Annotated in this window: 16 protein-coding genes; 4 read left to right on the forward strand and 12 right to left on the reverse strand. The window is 34.7% G+C overall.

All coding sequences use genetic code 11. The annotated features are described in order from the left end of the window. The first annotated feature begins 30 nt into the window (after positions 1-30). The gene (locus tag HJ01_RS13265) at positions 31-1,071 is read left to right on the forward strand and encodes a PLP-dependent cysteine synthase family protein (RefSeq protein ID WP_007138971.1); all 1,041 of its coding nucleotides are present in this window, start codon (positions 31-33) and stop codon (positions 1,069-1,071) included. Between the two features lie 83 nt (positions 1,072-1,154). On the opposite strand, the gene HJ01_RS13270 is transcribed toward HJ01_RS13265, so the two are convergent. The 5 genes from HJ01_RS13270 to gcvT form a co-directional block, all read right to left on the reverse strand. Beyond that, positions 1,155-3,227: a hypothetical protein gene (locus tag HJ01_RS13270; RefSeq protein ID WP_007138972.1), complete on the reverse strand. Its 2,073-nt coding sequence runs from the start codon at positions 3,225-3,227 to the stop codon at positions 1,155-1,157. A gap of 382 nt (positions 3,228-3,609) precedes the next feature. Beyond that, positions 3,610-4,467, reverse strand: a complete 858-nt coding sequence (locus HJ01_RS13275; protein WP_007138973.1) for an EamA family transporter — start codon at positions 4,465-4,467, stop codon at positions 3,610-3,612. Positions 4,468-4,548: 81 nt separating this feature from the next. Further along, on the reverse strand, positions 4,549-5,262 hold the full coding sequence (locus tag HJ01_RS13280; RefSeq protein WP_007138974.1) for a YebC/PmpR family DNA-binding transcriptional regulator: 714 nt from the start codon (positions 5,260-5,262) through the stop codon (positions 4,549-4,551). 106 nt (positions 5,263-5,368) lie between these two features. Further along, positions 5,369-7,402, reverse strand: a complete 2,034-nt coding sequence (locus tag HJ01_RS13285) for a S41 family peptidase (RefSeq protein WP_007138975.1) — start codon at positions 7,400-7,402, stop codon at positions 5,369-5,371. Positions 7,403-7,488: 86 nt separating this feature from the next. Beyond that, on the reverse strand, positions 7,489-8,571 hold the full coding sequence (gene gcvT / locus HJ01_RS13290; RefSeq protein WP_007138976.1) for a glycine cleavage system aminomethyltransferase GcvT: 1,083 nt from the start codon (positions 8,569-8,571) through the stop codon (positions 7,489-7,491). A gap of 217 nt (positions 8,572-8,788) precedes the next feature. Between gcvT and HJ01_RS13295 the strand changes: the two genes are divergently transcribed. The 3 genes from HJ01_RS13295 (at position 8,789) to HJ01_RS13305 (ending at position 10,863) form a co-directional block, all read left to right on the forward strand. Then, a complete protein-coding gene (locus tag HJ01_RS13295; RefSeq protein ID WP_040473962.1) occupies positions 8,789-9,640 on the forward strand; it encodes an NAD(P)H-hydrate dehydratase in 852 nt (283 codons plus the stop codon). 67 nt (positions 9,641-9,707) lie between these two features. After that, a complete protein-coding gene (locus HJ01_RS13300; RefSeq protein WP_007138979.1) occupies positions 9,708-10,502 on the forward strand; it encodes a HipA family kinase in 795 nt (264 codons plus the stop codon). Beyond that, positions 10,480-10,863 carry a DUF3037 domain-containing protein gene (locus tag HJ01_RS13305; protein ID WP_007138980.1) on the forward strand — a complete coding sequence of 128 codons (384 nt, stop codon included), beginning with the start codon at positions 10,480-10,482 and terminating at the stop codon, positions 10,861-10,863. Before HJ01_RS13300 ends, HJ01_RS13305 begins: the two co-directional genes overlap by 23 nt. Positions 10,864-11,354: 491 nt before the next feature. Here HJ01_RS13305 and HJ01_RS13310 read toward each other — a convergent pair whose 3' ends face one another. The 7 genes from HJ01_RS13310 to HJ01_RS13340 form a co-directional block, all read right to left on the reverse strand. Continuing rightward, a complete protein-coding gene (locus tag HJ01_RS13310; protein ID WP_007138981.1) occupies positions 11,355-12,317 on the reverse strand; it encodes a sodium-dependent bicarbonate transport family permease in 963 nt (320 codons plus the stop codon). 20 nt (positions 12,318-12,337) lie between these two features. Then, a complete protein-coding gene (locus HJ01_RS13315) occupies positions 12,338-13,690 on the reverse strand; it encodes a dihydroorotase (protein ID WP_007138982.1) in 1,353 nt (450 codons plus the stop codon). A 3-nt stretch (positions 13,691-13,693) separates the two neighbouring features. After that, the gene (locus tag HJ01_RS13320; protein ID WP_007138983.1) at positions 13,694-14,647 is read right to left on the reverse strand and encodes an L-threonylcarbamoyladenylate synthase; all 954 of its coding nucleotides are present in this window, start codon (positions 14,645-14,647) and stop codon (positions 13,694-13,696) included. Positions 14,648-14,656: 9 nt separating this feature from the next. After that, positions 14,657-15,493 (reverse strand): DUF6671 family protein, encoded by an 837-nt coding sequence (locus HJ01_RS13325; protein WP_007138984.1) that lies wholly within the window; start codon positions 15,491-15,493, stop codon positions 14,657-14,659. A 7-nt stretch (positions 15,494-15,500) separates the two neighbouring features. Next, on the reverse strand, positions 15,501-15,782 hold the full coding sequence (locus tag HJ01_RS13330) for a hypothetical protein (RefSeq protein WP_007138985.1): 282 nt from the start codon (positions 15,780-15,782) through the stop codon (positions 15,501-15,503). Positions 15,783-16,144: 362 nt separating this feature from the next. Then, positions 16,145-16,432: a hypothetical protein gene (locus HJ01_RS13335; protein WP_007138987.1), complete on the reverse strand. Its 288-nt coding sequence runs from the start codon at positions 16,430-16,432 to the stop codon at positions 16,145-16,147. A gap of 19 nt (positions 16,433-16,451) precedes the next feature. Then, entirely contained in the window at positions 16,452-17,888 is a 1,437-nt protein-coding gene (locus tag HJ01_RS13340) for an NADP-dependent isocitrate dehydrogenase (RefSeq protein ID WP_007138988.1), read from the reverse strand. Positions 17,889-17,895 lie beyond the last annotated feature (7 nt).

The following is a 17,895-nucleotide window of genomic DNA, read 5'->3' on the forward strand; positions in this document are numbered from 1 at the left end:
ATAAAATGGACTTTGATTAACTATTTTTTTATGAAAGAAGAAATAAACGCTTATAATAATGTCTTAGAATTAATAGGTAACACACCACTTATTAAGCTAAACAGAGTCACCGAAAAGTTAGAAGGTAATTTCTATGCAAAGGTAGAAGCTTTTAATCCTGGGCACTCCTCTAAAGATAGAATTGCATTATACATCATAGAAGAGGCTGAGAAAAAGGGAATACTATCTCCTGGAGATACCATTATAGAAACCACTTCTGGTAACACTGGTTTTAGTTTGGCTATGGTAAGTATCATCAAAGGTTATAGTTGTATTCTTGCCGTAAGTTCAAAATCATCGAAAGATAAAATTGATATGCTTCGCAGTTTAGGCGCAAAGGTTTATGTTTGCCCAGCACATGTCTCTGCAGATGATGAACGTTCTTATTATAATGTAGCCAAAAGATTGCACGAGGAAACTAAAGGATCAGTTTATATTAATCAGTATTTCAATCAATTAAATATTGACGCACATTATAAATCAACAGGGCCAGAAATTTGGAAGCAAACTAATGGTAAAATCACCCACCTAATCGCTTGTAGCGGAACTGGAGGTACGATTTCTGGGACAGCTAAATATTTAAAAGAACAAAATCCTAACATCAGAGTTCTTGGTGTTGATGCTTTTGGTTCTGTATTGAAGAAATATCACGAAACAAGAGAATTTGATAATGATGAAATTTACCCTTATAGGATAGAAGGACTTGGTAAAAACCTGATTCCATCTGCTACTGATTTTGACATGATTGATAAGTTCATGAAAGTATCTGATGAAGAAAGCGCACATTCAGCAAGAGAAATAACTAGAAAAGAAGGATTATTTGTAGGTTATACTTCTGGAGCGGTTTTACAAGCAATAAAACAATATGCTGAAGATGGCGAATTTGACGAAACAAGTAATGTTATTGCCATATTTCCAGACCACGGTTCACGTTATATGAGTAAAGTATTTAGTGACGACTGGATGAACGAACAAGGTTTCTTTGACAGTGTAAACCAAGAAGAAGTTCAAAAAATTGAAATGATCAAATAAGTTTAAAATTATAAATTTAAAAGTCCCATTTGCATTTGCAAATGGGACTTTTTTTTAGCCATTGATAACAATACTTATTTAATCTAATCTAATAATTGAGGATTACTTAGTATTAATTCTATCTTTTTAATAGTGATTGTGATCTGATTCATTTGCAATTCTATATTTCTAAAAAATAGACTAATATCTCTATTTACCCAACTTTCAGAAATAACTCTTGCACCCAAACTAATTCTTAAAATGGCACTTTCAATTTCATTAGTATATTTTACATTAACCGCCTGACCTATGTGGCATTTTTGCGCAGCAAGTCGAATGATTTCTAAAGAAGAATCTGCAAACTGATCAGATAAATCAGAATTTAATAAAGTGTACATTTTTTTTACTTTATCAACTGATAAGACTTCATTATCTTGAAAAATAAAGAAGGGAAAAATGGTACGGATATTTCGTATTCCAAATTCTTTGCTGCTGTAACACTTCGTTTTAGTTTCATCACCATAGATAGGTTGTAAAAAAGTGGCCTCTTTTATGGAATCATCAACAAAATTGCAAAACATCTCAATACCCATATTTCGATATAAAATAGGTGTTTTGTAATATCGGTCCATTTCAACTACAGCTGCATTCCACCGCATATAGGAGCCATAGTTATAACCATCAGATAATTCATTTGAACAGAACCAAGAAGTAGGCCAATCAGAATGATTGTAATATTGGGTTAAACCTTTGGGTAATGTGTTTTTTACAGAATGGATTAATTTATTTACATTTTCAGGTAGAATTAATGCACCGCAATAGGGAGGGCCAGTGAAGAATTTACTCCCTGTGATGGTAACAATATATCCTTTATTTAAATAATTTTGTATGTCTTTTGGATCTAATCTAAGCTGTGAGCCATCTACAATTATCTGGATAGATAAGTCTTCAAGTGTATTTAGTTTTTTGATAAATTCATCACTAGGAGCTTGATAACCTAACTTCGATTGGTCCATGGTGTGCAAAACTACATGTCTGCCCTGATCTTTAGTTTTAGAAACAGCATTAAGTACTTCTTCATCTAACTGTTTAGTAGACTTTAAGGCGCCATTTTCATCTCTAAAAGGAATTTTAATTACATCAACATCTCTAAAACCTTCTATTTTATCTCCTTTTTTAATTGGATAATTAAGAGCCGTCGTATTTTCAAAATGACATCCTTTTAAGGCCGCAGCTACCCCGCTACCAGTTTCGTCAGAGGCAACTAAAATATGTGTAATTTCTTTATCAGAAATAATTTGTGTTATAGCTGCTATTTGAAGAGAAGAATCGGTACCTGATGGTGAAAAAATTATTTCACATTCTTCATTTAGTTTGAATATTTTTCTAAGGTTATTTTTTAATAATTCAGAAAAATCGATAGTGGTATTTTTAAAACCATTTTTCAAGCTATTTCTAATTAATATACTTCTAACTTTATCTGTTTTGTCAAAAGCAAAATTTGAGACGCTCGTCGCTGTTGACGAGGCAAAAGTAAAGGCGTCAGGTCTTGGGAATGGTCGACATCCGTATTTATTTAACAAATGAATTTCGTCAATATTCAATCTGAGATCACCTCCGGACATCAATAAGTATTCTGTAGGCTTTGCTAGATTTTCAACAATTGGTTTCCAAGAGTCTTTAAGTTCGGCGTTTGAATTTTTCAAACCATGAAAAGACTGTAGCTCTTCGTTTTTTAGTAAAGATTCCGTATTTAAAGAGGTGTTGTTTTTGATTAAGTTAATTAGAAGGTAATCAAGGTCTTCTAGTTTTTCTTTATCGTCTTTAGGTAGTAAATTATAAAATATTCGAATCACTTCAAGTGCTGCGATATCACATAAAACAGCATCTTTTTTTTCATTATTCAAAGCTTTATACCATAGCTGCCATTCGATACCATATCTTAAATAAACTAAAGCTAATATGGGCTTATCTAAAAAGGAAGTACCTATAATAATCGATTTATTGGGTACAATTTTGAAAATAGTAGGCGCACTAGTTGAAGTAATGATATTAATGTTGTTTATCTTTGGTACGGTATTAAATCTTTTTAAAATGCGAACTAAATAGTTCACATTTTCTTTTTCAAATAAACTTGTTCTTTTATATTGATTTTCAATCAGAATGTTGTTTGTCATAGGTGTTATAATTTAAAACGTTCCTTAGAACGATATACTTTAATAGGAATAATTGTCTGATTAATTTGATTCAATCAGCAGTTTTATCCTTTAGGTAGTCATCATTAAAAAAATGATTTTACCTGGTGTATTCTTTGTTTGTATTGGTAATAATCTGTTTGTCAAGTAATTGTTGTTTGAAATAACATAGCACAGCAGCTGTTATAAAGGCTTCACATTCGACAAACATGATGCAAATATAATGAACTTGCTATCATGTAAAAAAATACTCGTTTGCTAAAGCTCGTCTGTCATATTTGAAAACCTTAATTAAACTGTATTTATAAAATAGTTTAAGAGGTAATATACCAATTATAAGTAGTATTTGGCGCATAATTGTTTATTAAGTCACAACTTGAGAAATGTTGATAAGCACAATAGCGACTATGGCTAGTAGTAAGCCAAAATAGTTGTAGCGACTAACTTTCTCTTTAAAAACAATTATCCCTATGATGCTTCCTATAATAATCACGCCCATATTCATAGCAGCAAATACTGTAGATGGATTTTCGGCGAAAGCCTGATGTGCTTTAAGATAAAATAATATATTCCCAAAGTTAAACAGTCCTACAAGCGCGCCAAAAAGTAAATTGTTACTTTTAAATTGGGCTTTTTTAAAGACTATTTCGTAAAGTGCTACTGCCAAAATTAGGATGAGCGAAATGCCAAAAACAATAAATAGCGAAGTTGTAAAAGGCAAACTAGTAGTTAAAGCTATTTGTTTGAACAAGATGTCTATTACTCCAAAACCCACTAATACGACCGCTGGATAAATCCATTTGTTGTTTATATTGTCAGTTTTTTTTGAAAGTATTAATAACAAAGCGGGTAGGGCTATCAGGAAGGCAAGCAGTTTGATACTATTGAAATCTTCATTGAATAATAACCAAGCCGCGAGTATAGGAATAAAGAGGGATAGACGTTGTGCAGCATCTGTTTTTACAATCCCCATATGTTTGATGGAAGCAGCCAAAAACAAAAATATTGTAGGCAATAAAATCCCTAACGGAATATAAATACTCCAGGGTGCTGATGTGTCAATTGCACTTAAATCAGGGCTGTAAAAGAAATAACAAAGCAATAGGGCAAACACATAGTTCCAAGCGACTATTTGAGTTGTATTTAAAGTGTATTTTCGACCGACTTTGAAAATCACCCCTACAGTTACGCTACAGAGAATACTTAAAATAAGGAATAACATGGGATTAATTTTGATGGCATAAAATTTGAGACAAAAAAACTCCAGCCAGAGCTAGAGTTTTATATATAATTGGAATGAAGTTTATGCTTCTTCCATAGTATGATACACGTTCATAACATCATCATCTTCTTCTAGTTTCTCAATCAATTTCTCTACATCGGCCATTTCAGCTTCCGTTAGTTTTTTAGTAATTTGAGGGATTCTTTCAAATCCAGAAGAAAGGATTTCAAGACCTCTGTTCTCTAATTCTTTTTGGATAGTTCCAAAGCTAGCAAAAGGAGCATAGATTAAAATACCGTCTTCGTCTTCAAAAACTTCTTCAGCACCAAAATCTATTAATTCTAGTTCCAGTTCTTCAGGATCTAATCCTTCTGCAGGGATACGAAAGTTACAGGTATGGTCAAACATAAATTCTACTGAACCTTGTGTACCCATTGTTCCGTTACATTTGTTGAAAAAACTTCTAACATTAGCAACGGTTCTATTGTTATTGTCAGTTGCAGTTTCTACTAGAAGTGCAATTCCATGAGGTGCATAACCTTCAAAAAGAACTTCCTTATAATTAGCCGTATCCTTATCGGTTGCTTTTTTAATGGCGCGTTCCACATTTTCTTTAGGCATATTTGCGGCCTTTGAATTTTGAATAACCGCACGTAATCTAGAATTGGCCTCAGGGTTTGGACCACCTTCCTTAACGGCCATTACGATGTCTTTTCCAATTCTGGTAAATGCTTTAGCCATTGCTGACCAACGTTTCATTTTTCTGCCTTTTCTGAATTCAAACGCTCTTCCCATTTCTAATTTATTATATTGAGCCGCAAAAATACAGCTATTAGTTATTTTTACCAAGATGATGCGCTGTTCTTTTCAAGAAATTGACGGAAAAAATACACTTTTAAGTCTATTTTAGGGAATTGAAATCTTCTAATATGTTAATAGACTCCTTTAGTAAGTGATTTGTTTTTAGTGTTTCTAGTTGGAATAGATTGTTTACTTTTTCTTCAGGATATAAGTTTAGAAGAAAGTTATTGAGATAAGAATTATAAATATTCAAATGACTATTGTGAGCCTCAATACCAATAATTTCTTTTGATAAGCGAGTTACCTCGATCTGTTCTTTAAAAACAGACTCAATAGTTATAGGTAACGGTAGCTTTGGTTTAGTCATTATGTCGGTTATTTTGTGGTTTATTTCCTTTATTTCCTTGAAATAGGAGTCAGTAGCAATTCTTTTTTTGCTATTATTTGCAATTTCATCAAGGAAACTTCTCTTACAGAACGGCTTCAAAACGAGTTGGTTTGTCAAGCTATCGTTTTTAAATGAAGAAGGACTGTTGCTTTCCTTGGGAAATATCGTTTCATAGATTATTGGGATGGATACATTTGGAATAATACCCAAGGCCTGGTTGCTTTTTCCAGTTACGCGATAAAACTTGTTAATGGTCATTTTTATGAAATTCTCATTGTCATTTTCGTCTAATGGCATTATCGTTTGCATCGTTGCCTTACCAACAGTGGAGCTTCCCAGCAATAAAGCCCTATTATAATCCTGCAAAATAGAAGCGAAAAACTCGCTTGCTGATGCCGTATTACCATTTACCAAAATAACCACCGGTTCCTTAAATAGCATTCCTTTGTAAGGATCATTTACTATAGTTTGACGCTGTTTGTTATCTACAATAATTGAAATGGGCCCTGAATCGATAAACATTCCGGCCAGTTTTATTGCTTCTTCCATGGAGCCGCCTCCATTGTCGACCAAGTCAATGATAAGCCCCTTAATATTTTCTTTCTTTAATTTTAGCACTTCTAATCCAGCATCTTCCGCGCAACCTTTACCACTGTTTCCTTCAAAGTCGGCATAAAAGCTGGGGATTTTCAGGTAACCAAATTTTTTACTGTTTTCTTCGATGATAAAGCTAAATACCGTGTTTGCTTCGTCTTTTATCAGTTGTTTTTCAATGGTAACGTCAAAATTTTGACCGGATTTTCGCCTTAGCGTCAATGTAATAGTCTTATTGGCGTCAGAGATAATCATTGTCGAAATAGTTTCTATTGTGGCGCAAGACACAATTAGTGTTTCTTTTTTTGTGGATACAGAAACTATCTGATCTCCTTTTTTTATTTTTCCGGTTTGGAATGCCGGACCATTCGGATTTAGAGCATTTATGATGACTTCATTTTTTTCATTCAGACTGACATTTAAACCTAGTGAAAGATGCTCTTTTGATAAAGACGAAACAAAATTCGACTTGGAGTCATTACTGAAATAAGCGGTGTGTGGGTCAAAATAATTACAAAAATTATTGAAGATACTTTCTTCGTAAGCCATCGTATTTTCTAAGATGGTATTTATTCGGCAAAGTTCATTCTCGACAATTGACTTTTTTGATGCCGAAGCTAATGCTGCAAAATTTGATTTTATGGAGTCAACGCTACTATTTTTTGAGGCAATATCATCTAGAACTTCATATCTTATTTTCTTTCTCCAAACTTTTCCGATTTGGCTTTCTACCAAATAGAATGGAAATGCTTTCTTGTAAAACCGAATGGTATCTTTTGTTTCATAATCTAAATTTTCCTTGGCGATTGCCTCTAAACAACCCTTGTTTCTGGTAAGTCCAGTTTTGTAGATGCTGATAATATCGGTAACAAAAGAACAGTTTTTAGTGTTAATATAATCATCCAGTTGGAAACGATATTTTTGAGCAAGGGATTCGTATTCAGACTTCAGAAATAGATTATGAGATGGATCGAGCTCGTCTATGAAGTGGTCAAAAACAAAAACCGATAGACTATCGTCTATCGGTTTTGGAAGAATATGTTCGCTTTGGATAAGCGTATTTATTTTAGAAAGTATTTCACATGTTTTAGTGTCATTTTGGGCAAAAACCGAAAATGTTGTCAATAACAAAAGCAGTGAAATTGTTTTCATAGATCGTGATCATTCTGTTACTTAAAATTAATCTAATTATATTTAAATTTAGATTAATATGTGATAATTTTTGACCGCGAAATAATTTATTTCTTGTAGAATGGTAATTTTACCACTTTAGCAGGGACATCATTTTTTCTGATACGAATATAGATATCGTTATCCAATGCGCTATTCGCTACAGTTACATAACCCAGTCCAATTCCTTTGTTCATAGAAGGAGACATCGTTCCAGAAGTTACAATCCCAATAACAGCTCCAGTTCCGTCTACAATTTCGTAGTCATGTCTTGGTACTGCACGCTCTTGCATTTCAAAAGCAACTAATTTTCTAGTAACTCCTTCTTCTTTTTGTTTTTTCAAATTCTCTGAGTTGGTAAACTCTTTTGTGAATTTAGTAATCCAACCCAATCCAGCCTCAAGTGGAGAAGTGGTGTCGCTAATGTCATTTCCGTACAAACAGAAACCCATTTCAAGACGTAACGTATCACGCGCCGCTAAACCAATTGGTTTGATTCCGAAAGCCGCTCCAGCTTCAAAAACTTTATTCCAGATTTGTTCTACTTCGGTGTTTTTACAATAAATCTCAAAACCTCCTGAACCAGTGTAACCAGTGGCAGAGATAATCACATTGTCAATTCCAGCGAAATCAGCCACTTCAAAATGGTAATATTTGATTGCTGACAAATCTATTGAAGACAGTGATTGCATCGCTTCAACTGCTTTTGGACCTTGAATTGCTAATAATGAATAGTCTTCAGAAATGTTTTTCATGTCCACTCCTAAATCATTATGGGCTGAAATCCAGTTCCAGTCTTTTTCAATATTCGAAGCATTTACAACCAATAGATACTGTTCTTCTTTCATTTTATAGATAATCAAATCATCTACAACACCACCTTTATCGTTTGGTAAACAAGAATATTGTGCTCTTCCTATTGTCAATACAGAAGCATCATTTGAAGTCACTTTTTGGATCAAAGCCAAAGCATTTGGACCCGAAAGCAAGAATTCCCCCATGTGCGAAACATCAAAAACACCTACAGCATTTCTAACCGTTTCATGTTCAGCATTCACCCCTTCATATAAAATAGGCATATTGTATCCAGCAAACGGAAGCATTTTTGCTCCCAAACTTTCGTGTATGTGCGTCAGCGCAGTATTTTTCATTGTGTATGTATATAAAATTTGAAGTGGCTAATTTATTGAAAAATTATCATATTTAAGGCATTAAATATGTAAATTCAATAGTATTTAGGAGCTATTTCCAGCTATCCATTGCAATCTTTTACTTTTTAAAGAAAAAAGTAAAAGGATTTCCATTGCTATCTGGGCTAGGAGCTTTCGTTTCCCTATTAATTTTGTATTTTTAAACAAATAATTCAAAATGATGCAGCCCATATTCATAGATAAGAACGAAATCATAAAACGCTATAAACCCATTGATTCCCATACGCACAAAGGGATTCAAGGGCACGCATTGATTATTGCAGGAAGTTATGGGAAGTTAGGTGCAGCCGTACTAGCTTCAAAATGCTGCCTTAAATCAGGTTGCGGACTCGTAACGGCCTACGTTCCTGAATGCGGTTATCAAATCCTGCAAATTTCAAATCCCGAAGTCATGACACTTACCGATGAAAAGGAGAAATATATTTCGAATATTTCATTCGACATAAAACCACAAGCAATAGCAATTGGTCCAGGTTTAGGACAAGAAATAGAAACTCAAAAAGCAGTTCATGATTTCATAAAAACGAACAAAGTTCCGTTAGTAATCGATGCCGATGCCTTGAATATTTTGTCAAAAAACAAAGATTGGTTGGCATTATTACAACCAAAAACAATACTAACGCCGCACCCCAAAGAATTAGAACGCTTAATAGGAAAATGGAGTACGGAAGCAGACAAATTCGATAAAACGATTGCGTTTTCTAAGCAATACGGTTTGGTTATCGTGATGAAAGGTGCACCCACGCATATTATTGATGAGGAAACTGTTTATAAAAACACAACTGGAAACGCTGCTTTGGCTACAGCCGGAAGCGGGGATGTACTTACCGGAATTATCACAAGCTTAGTGGCACAATCCTATGAACCTATCGATGCTGCTGTTTTTGGGGTTTATCTTCATGGACTTACCGCCGATATCGCTTTGCCTGAAACCAGTTATCAGTCTTTCATCGCTTCAGACATAATCAAATATTTAGGGAAAGCTTTCTTGAGTATTGAAAACAATTAGTAATTTAATGCTTCGAGTAAAACCCACTCAACTAATTTGTAAGTTTGTACCTCAGTAAACACCGAATATGAAAACCAACTTCAATCTTCGAACCGTAAATGTAACGCGGTACATCTCGCCCTTACGCGAAGGCGGTTCCTTGCCTGCTTTGGCAGAAGCCGATGATGATTTTAAATATGTACTAAAATTTAGAGGAGCAGGTCACGGTGTCAAAGCTTTAATTGCCGAATTGATTGGTGGTGAAATTGCTCGTGCTTTGGGCATGAAAATGCCTGAATTAGTTTTCGCTAATCTGGACGAAGCTTTTGGTCGGACAGAGGCTGATGAGGAAATTCAAGATTTACTGCAAGGAAGTCAAGGAATGAATCTAGCATTGCATTTTCTTTCTGGAGCAATCAATTTTGATCCTGTGGTAACAGTTGTTGATCCAGTTTTGGCCTCGCAAATTGTTTGGCTAGATGCATATATTACTAATGTTGACCGTACCTTCAGAAACACCAATATGTTGATTTGGCATAAAGAATTATGGCTAATTGATCACGGTGCAAGTTTGTATTTTCATCATTCTTGGACCAACTGGGAAAAGCATGCTCAAAGTCCGTTTGCATTAATCAAAGACCATGTTTTGTTGCCACAAGCGACGGTACTGTCAGAAACGGATTCGGCTTTTAAACAACTATTGACTCCAGAAGTATTAGAAGGAATTGTAAACCTAATTCCGGAGGATTGGTTGCAATGGGAAGAGGTCGAAGATACGGCAGCTGAATTGCGAAATGTATACTTACAGTTCCTATTAACCCGATTAAATCATTCAGAAATTTTTATTAAGGAAGCCCAAAATGCAAGAGAAAAACTTATATGAGTATGCCGTTATTCGGGTTGTACCTAGGGTAGAGCGCGAAGAATTCCTCAATGTAGGGATTGTCCTTTTTTGCAAAAAAGCTAAGTTTATAAAGGTACTTCATTCTCTTAATGTCCAAAAAGTACTTTCACTTTCAGTAGAAGCTGACGTGGAACAAATACAACTTAATTTATCTGCATTCGAAAAAGTGGCTCATGGCACCAAAGATGGTGGACCAATTGGATTGATGGATATTCCGTCGCGTTTTCGTTGGTTAACAGCTTTGCGTAGTTCCGTAATTCAAACTTCAAGACCGCATCCAGGGTTGTGCGATGATTTGGAACAAACAATGCAACGATTATTTGAAGAGTTTGTTTTATAAAGCATAATTCTGAATAGGGCGAAAAGCAGTCTTTCTCGCGCTAAAAGTCAGGCTGGTTTCTTCTCCAAGACCATAAATTCTATTTTCTCTTCAGGTATTAAAATGTGACTATCACTCCGTGGGAAAGCTTGTCATTCTCGGCTATGTCATTTTCTTGAAATTAGTTTTTTTCGACCAACAACAATTCTTCAACTATAGTCCAATTCAATTAAGGTTAAAACTGTCTTTTCATGATTTGAAAACAGATTGAATAGGATCATAATATCAAAATCGCGAAAAATTAAGAGTAGCTGAGTGCTACATAGGATTGGTTTTATGGTAGCAAAGGTCTTTCATGTCTTATGTTTATCGTTTTTTCAGCTGTTTTAAGGTACTTCTCTTAAAATACCAATAGTAAATTCTATGATTTTTTGGTTTGGAGAATTAACTAGATACCAATGCACCAATAAATTTACTTTTGGTATTCTACCCTAAGTTTCTCAGTTGAAGGATTAGGTGTTTTGTACAATTAGAAAATAGATAGGCATTCCAATCGTAATATTTATAGGAAAGGTAACAGCAAGAGCCATAGGTAAGAAAAGACCAGGATTTGCTCTGGGGACCGATATTTTCATGGCTGCAGGAACAGCGATATAGGATGCGCTTGCTGCTAAAATTGCAAATATAAACCGATTTGAAATATCCGGCGTTATGAACGAACTTAGCATGGCTACTACGCAACCGTTAAATATAGGGATGAAGATAGCGAATAGCAGTGGAAACCAGCCGAAGGAGAAGAAAGCTTTCAGTTTTTGACCGGTCGTGATTCCCATATCTAAGAGAAATATAGCAAGAAATCCTTTAAAAAGGTCGTTTGTAAAGGGCTTTATACCTTCAGCCTGTTGCGCATTTGCTACGAAGCCAATAAATAAACTACCAAGAATAAGCAATACACTGCCGTTTGTAAAAGAGTGTTTTATAACGGTACTTTTATTAATCGTTTCAGACTCTTCTTTGTTAAAAAGAGATATCAATAATAGACCAATAATTATAGCAGGAGATTCCATTAAAGCCATTATAGCAACCATGTGTCCATGAAGACTTAAATTTTGTGTTTCGAGATAGGAAACTGCGGTCACAAATGTCACCGCGCTTACTGATCCATATGCTGCTGCTATTGCACCAGAATTAAATACAGTTAGTTTTTTTCTTAAGATAAAGAAGGTATAAAGCGGAATGATTAGCGAAATGAAAATGCCAAATAACATGGACCATCCAATTTCGCTGGTAAATGTTTCATGAGATAATTCTTGACCTCCTTTAAATCCTATAGCAAACAAGAGGTAAAGTGAGATGAATTTTGAAGAGTTGGCAGGTATTTCTAAATCACTTTTTAAGTATACAGCGATGATACCAAGCATAAAAAACAATAATGCGGGATTAGTTAAATTGTCAATCAGTAAGTTAAAATTCATGTTTTTTTATTTTATTGTTTTTATCTGTGTTTTTCAAATTTTAATCTTTTGCCATTACTACTTTTATTAAAGGATCCCTGGTCATACACTAAGGTTCCATTTACAAATGTTTTTACAATTTTGCTGTTGAATATTTGATTTTCGAATGGCGACCATTGACACTTATAATGTGTGTTTTCATTTGTTACTGTCCATTTAGTATTGATATCGATCAAGACTAGGTCAGCGTAGTTCCCTTCACGAATATATCCCCGTTCCTTCATTCTATAAATTTCAGCAACATTATGACACATTTTTTCAACTATTTTTTCTAAACTTATTTTGCCTTTATGGAATAATTCCAGCATAGCTGATAGCGCATGTTGAACCAAAGGACCACCTGATAAAGCCTGAAAATAATTTCTGCTTTTTTCTTCGTTGGTATGCGGGGCATGATCGGTTGCAATAATGTCAAGTTTGTTCTCTAAAAGTGCCGCTAATAGTCCGTTTTTATCTTTCTCTGTTTTAATTGCAGGATTCCATTTTATTTTGGCGCCCAATTTTTCATAATCTTTGTCTGAAAACCACAGATGATGAATGCAAGCCTCGGCGGTAATTCGTTTTTCTCGAATAGGGATATTTCCTTCAAATAAATTAGCTTCTGCTGCCGTAGAAACATGAAACAAATGGAGACGATTATTGTATTTTTTAGCTATTTCTAAAACTCGTTTTGTTGCGACTAAGCAGGCTTCCTCACTTCTTATTTTAGGATGGATTTTAAACAGAACCTGCTCTCCATATCTTTTACGATATTTGAATGTATTCCGTTTCATTATAGCATCATCTTCACTGTGCAGTGCAACCAAGGTGTTCGCGGAGGAAAAGAGTTTTTCTAAAAATTCTGGATAATTAGTCAGAATACCCTCGTCATTATTAAAATAAAGGCCGTCATCAGTTATTCCGCAAACATTTTCATTGTCTGTTTTTAAAGCCTCCTCTAAATTATTTTGGTTTATTCCCATAAAAAAGGAATAGTTTGCTAATGATTTTTTTGCTGCTATGGCATATTTTTCCTCCAGTAACTCTTGAGTGAGCGTATTGGGAATTGTATTGGGCATATCCATAAATGACGTAATTCCTCCTGCGACGGCTGCTTTAGATTCAGAATAGATTGTGCCTTTGTGTGTTAAACCCGGTTCACGAAAATGAACTTGATCATCAATTATGCCAGGCAATAAATAAAGTCCTTCGGCATTAATTTCATGGTAGGAGCCGGAATTTGTTAAGTCGATACCAGCCTCAATTTTTTCAATTCTTTCATTTACCATTAGCAAATCGGCAGTAATTATTTTGCCCTCGTTTACAATAAAAGCACTTCGAATGATCGTTCTCATGAGTTATTTCTTTATTGCTCTTTGCAAGCGGTCATTTAATGTTTTGCCCAAACCATCGTCTGGAAATTTTTCTGCAATAATGACATCTAAATTACTTTTGTCCAAACGGTGCAATGCTGCATACAATTTTGTAGCTGCTTCGTGTAAATGGCCATTCTCAGAAAGTACTTCTTGAATTGCATCTTCTTGGTTTGGTATTTCATTTTTATAAAGAAGCAATCCGATTTTTTTTCCTTGAAAAGAGTGTACTAAATCGGCTACATGGTTCGTTAGATACGTATCAGTAATAGGAGCGTAGTGCCTGGAAAGCATACCGGGAGAATTGGGTGTGTTATCGTTATTTACAGTAAATAATAGGGGTCCAACTACTCTTTCAATTTCCTCTACGGAAATGGAGCCATACCTGTATAATACTGGTTGATTGCCTTCAAATCCAATAATAGTTGATTCTACACCTCTTTCACAGCTACCACCATCTAATATAACTTCAAGCTCTTCTTCAAAATAATCGAAAACATGTCCTGCAGTTGTCGGACTAATAGAACCAAAAGGATTTGCGCTTGGTGCAGCCAGCGGAAAGTCAAGTTTTTCTAAAACTGCTAGTGCAATAGGGTGATTGGGTACTCGTACCGCCACGGTTTCTTTGCCCGCTGTTATTAAGTCGGAAATATGCGGTTGTTTTTTTAAGACTAAGGTTAATGGTCCAGGCCAAAACTCTTCGGCAAGCTTTAAAGCCATAGTAGGAACATCAGAGGCAATGGTACTTAAAGATGAAACGGACTTAATATGGACAATTAGTGGGTTGTAATAGGGCCTCTTTTTAATAGCAAATATTTTTTTTAAGGCATTTTCGCTATAAGCATTTCCTGCCAAGCCATATACGGTTTCAGTAGGAATGGCAATTATATCGTCATTTTGTAGTGCCTTTGCAGCTTTGTTTATATTAGTTGTTATCAAAGTTTTTTTTTAAGGATTACAGTTGTCACAATACGTAGGATCTTCGAATTGTTTTTTATGCGGATACTTTTCTTCTTTTGTATACGAACATTTTTGACAGCAATAGAGATGGCTCAATGTAGAACGAGTTGGTAAATGACATAGGTCGCATGGTAGCCCTTGCTTTGCAGCGGTTATGGCAAATCCTGGTGTATTGCAATCTGGGCAAAAGGAATTTATTTTTTGAGTTAATTTGATTGCGGCCTTTTTTATCACTCTCATTCGGGATGGATTATACATTGCTCTCATATCTGTTTCTACATACATACTGCCGTATAATTTATTGAAATGAGTATAGGCTTTAGCTAGTTTCCTCCAGTTAGTAACTCCTTTTTCAATGTCAAGAAAATCAGTATCTGTTTTTATAACTATTAGACCATGAGACGGGAATTTAGCCCTTGAGGCAAACTCATGTAACTCAGTTTTACTCGTAATTACAGAACCATTAAAATTGGTTTCCAAGCTTATTTCTCTAATCACAATTTCTAAATTATTTTTTTTGTCAATAAACAGTAAAAATTCATCATCAGCATGTACAAAAAAAAGGGATGGATGAGGTCCAAAAGAACCTTCGCTTGCTATTGCCATATCACAGTTTGTTAAATCCATTGCCAACAAGCATTTTTTTCTTGCAGTTGTGATAGGATCTTCTTTTCTGGCGACTTCTCCTGTAAAAGTACCAAGCATATATGTGTCAAGATGTTCCGCAGCAAAGCACTTTACGCCTAATTCACGCTCTAAAATTGGAGCAATTACTTTCTCTTTACTATGCTTGGTAGCTATTACTAAATCCCTTCCTTCAAACATATTATTTTTATGATTTAGAAAGATTAATCTTTACTTCAGCAATGATCTTGACGGTTTCATTGTTGTGTTTTGCATCTACTATTAATTTAGATATGGCATCCATACTTTTTTGTAATTCAGGAATCCTTTTTACTGCCGCAAGGTCTTTTTCTCCAAAACGTTCTTCGGAGCTAAAATTTTTATTTTGATGAAAATGTATTTTACTAAAAAAAATATTCATAAGTATTTCTTCCGCTTCGTCAGGAGAAAATTGCCCATCAATAAGTTTCAATTCGTTTGTATTTTTCATTTTTGTATGTTTTTTTGGTTTGAAAGCTGTTTATAGATTAGTATTCCAATAATGATGGAAAAGGCCACCATTAATTCACTTTTAATCGGGTCCTTTGAAAAAAGGGAAATCCCAAAAAAAAGTATTAGTACTGCTATTCCTGCATAAATTTTAATTTGGATCATTTTGCATCTCGTTTTTAATAGTGAGTATAGAATCAATTTTAATTGATTCTATACTTTTTTTATTTACTTTAAACCGTTATTTTGGAAAGTAGAACGTTTGTATAGCCTTATCCTTGTGATTTTATTTGTTTATGCAGTGGTGTTAAATCCACATCTTAGTTTTGAGCTTAGACATTAAATTTTAAATCGGAATTGCTTTTACGGTATTATCAAAAAGTCTGTTGGAACCAACAATTGGAGTGGAGTTAATATGAGTTTCTTCCCCAATTTTTTTTCCACTGCAGCAACAATTGCATTGAATAGTGAAGCCTTAGACAGTGCAGTGATAACATCATAAGCTTCTTCAGAAAGAATGTCTTCCATTAAATTATATGAAATATTATTTTTATCAATCGAAGCGGAGGCTATTAACTTGTCTTTCAATAGTAATTGTATCAATTCTTTAGGGTTCTGTTCTTTTTTTAGATAGATAGTAACATTTATCATTGCTTTTATATTTAAATAATTACTGACCTTGTCCTAAGGAATATCCTGCTTTACCATCAAAAGAGTATAGGTTTTCTGTTTTTATGGTATCGACATTTTGATCGAAAGCCTTTTGAAGGAGTCCTATAATGTTCGTCTTATTTATTTCAGAATCTTCATTTGGTTTGAAACGACATCTCCAATGGTCCGTGCAAAAAGTCTCGTCAAAACCATTAGGCCAAACTTTTATTCCTCTGTTAGTAATCATGGTAAGTTTGATGGTTTCAGTCTCTATTTTTTTAATTTTTTCTGCCAATTCATCGGGCTTAGTTCCATTCCAATGCACAAAAATATCGATCCCAACCAATTCTTTCTTCGCGGCGGGTTTTCGTTTGTATTTTGGTAGAATGAGAGCCTCATTATTGGCGTAAGAAACTGCTTTTAGTAAGGTTGGCTTATGACCAAGATTCGCAATTACAGCTGTAGCAAATTCTTTTGTACCTACCTTTATTTTGCTGGTACCTTCTTTAAAAATATCATAGGTATGAATACCATCTTCTAATGTTTTGAGCCAAGCATTTTGAACTTTTTCTGCCACTTCAGTTTGTCCGATATGATTCAACATCATAATAGCTCCTTGCAATAAACCAGAAGGGTTGGCTAGATTTTGTCCTGCTCTTCTTGGGGCTGAACCATGTATTGCTTCAAACATGGAGCACTCTTCACCAATATTAGCCGAACCTGCCAAGCCTACTGACCCTGTTATTTGAGCAGCTACATCACTAAGTACGTCACCATAGAGATTTGGCATCACAATAACGTCAAACAACTCAGGAGTGTCAGCCATTTTTGCGGCACCAATATCAATTATCCAGTGTTCATTTTCTATTTCAGGATACTCACTTGCTATTTCGTCAAACACTTGGTGAAACAAGCCATCTGTTTGTTTCATAATGTTATCTTTTGTAAAGCAAGTTACTTTTTTGCGATTTTGTTGTTTAGCATATTCAAAGGCATAACGAACAATTTTCTCGCAGCCTGGTCTGCTTATTAGTTTTAGACACTGTACCACTTCATCTGTTTGTTGATGTTCAATACCAGCATACAAATCTTCTTCATTTTCTCGTACAATAACAATATCCATTACAGGATGCTTTGTACTTACAAAGGGATGCAAACTCTTGCAAGGTCTTACGTTTGAATACAGTCCAAGAAATTTGCGGGTGGTAACGTTTAGGCTTTTGTACCCGCCTCCTTGTGGAGTAGTAATAGGGGCTTTTAAAAAGATTTTGTTTCGTCTGATGGTATCCCAAGATTCCGAGGCAATACCGTTAGAGTTGCCTGCGAGATATACTTTTTCGCCCACTTCTATTTCTTCTATTTCAATTTTAGCGCCTGCAGCTAAAATTATTTCTAAAGTGGCGTCCATTATCTCAGGACCTATTCCATCACCTTTAGCTACCGTAATTTTTGTCATTTTGTAC

The organism is Flavobacterium frigoris PS1 (assembly GCF_000252125.1).
Taxonomy (GTDB): domain Bacteria; phylum Bacteroidota; class Bacteroidia; order Flavobacteriales; family Flavobacteriaceae; genus Flavobacterium; species Flavobacterium frigoris_A.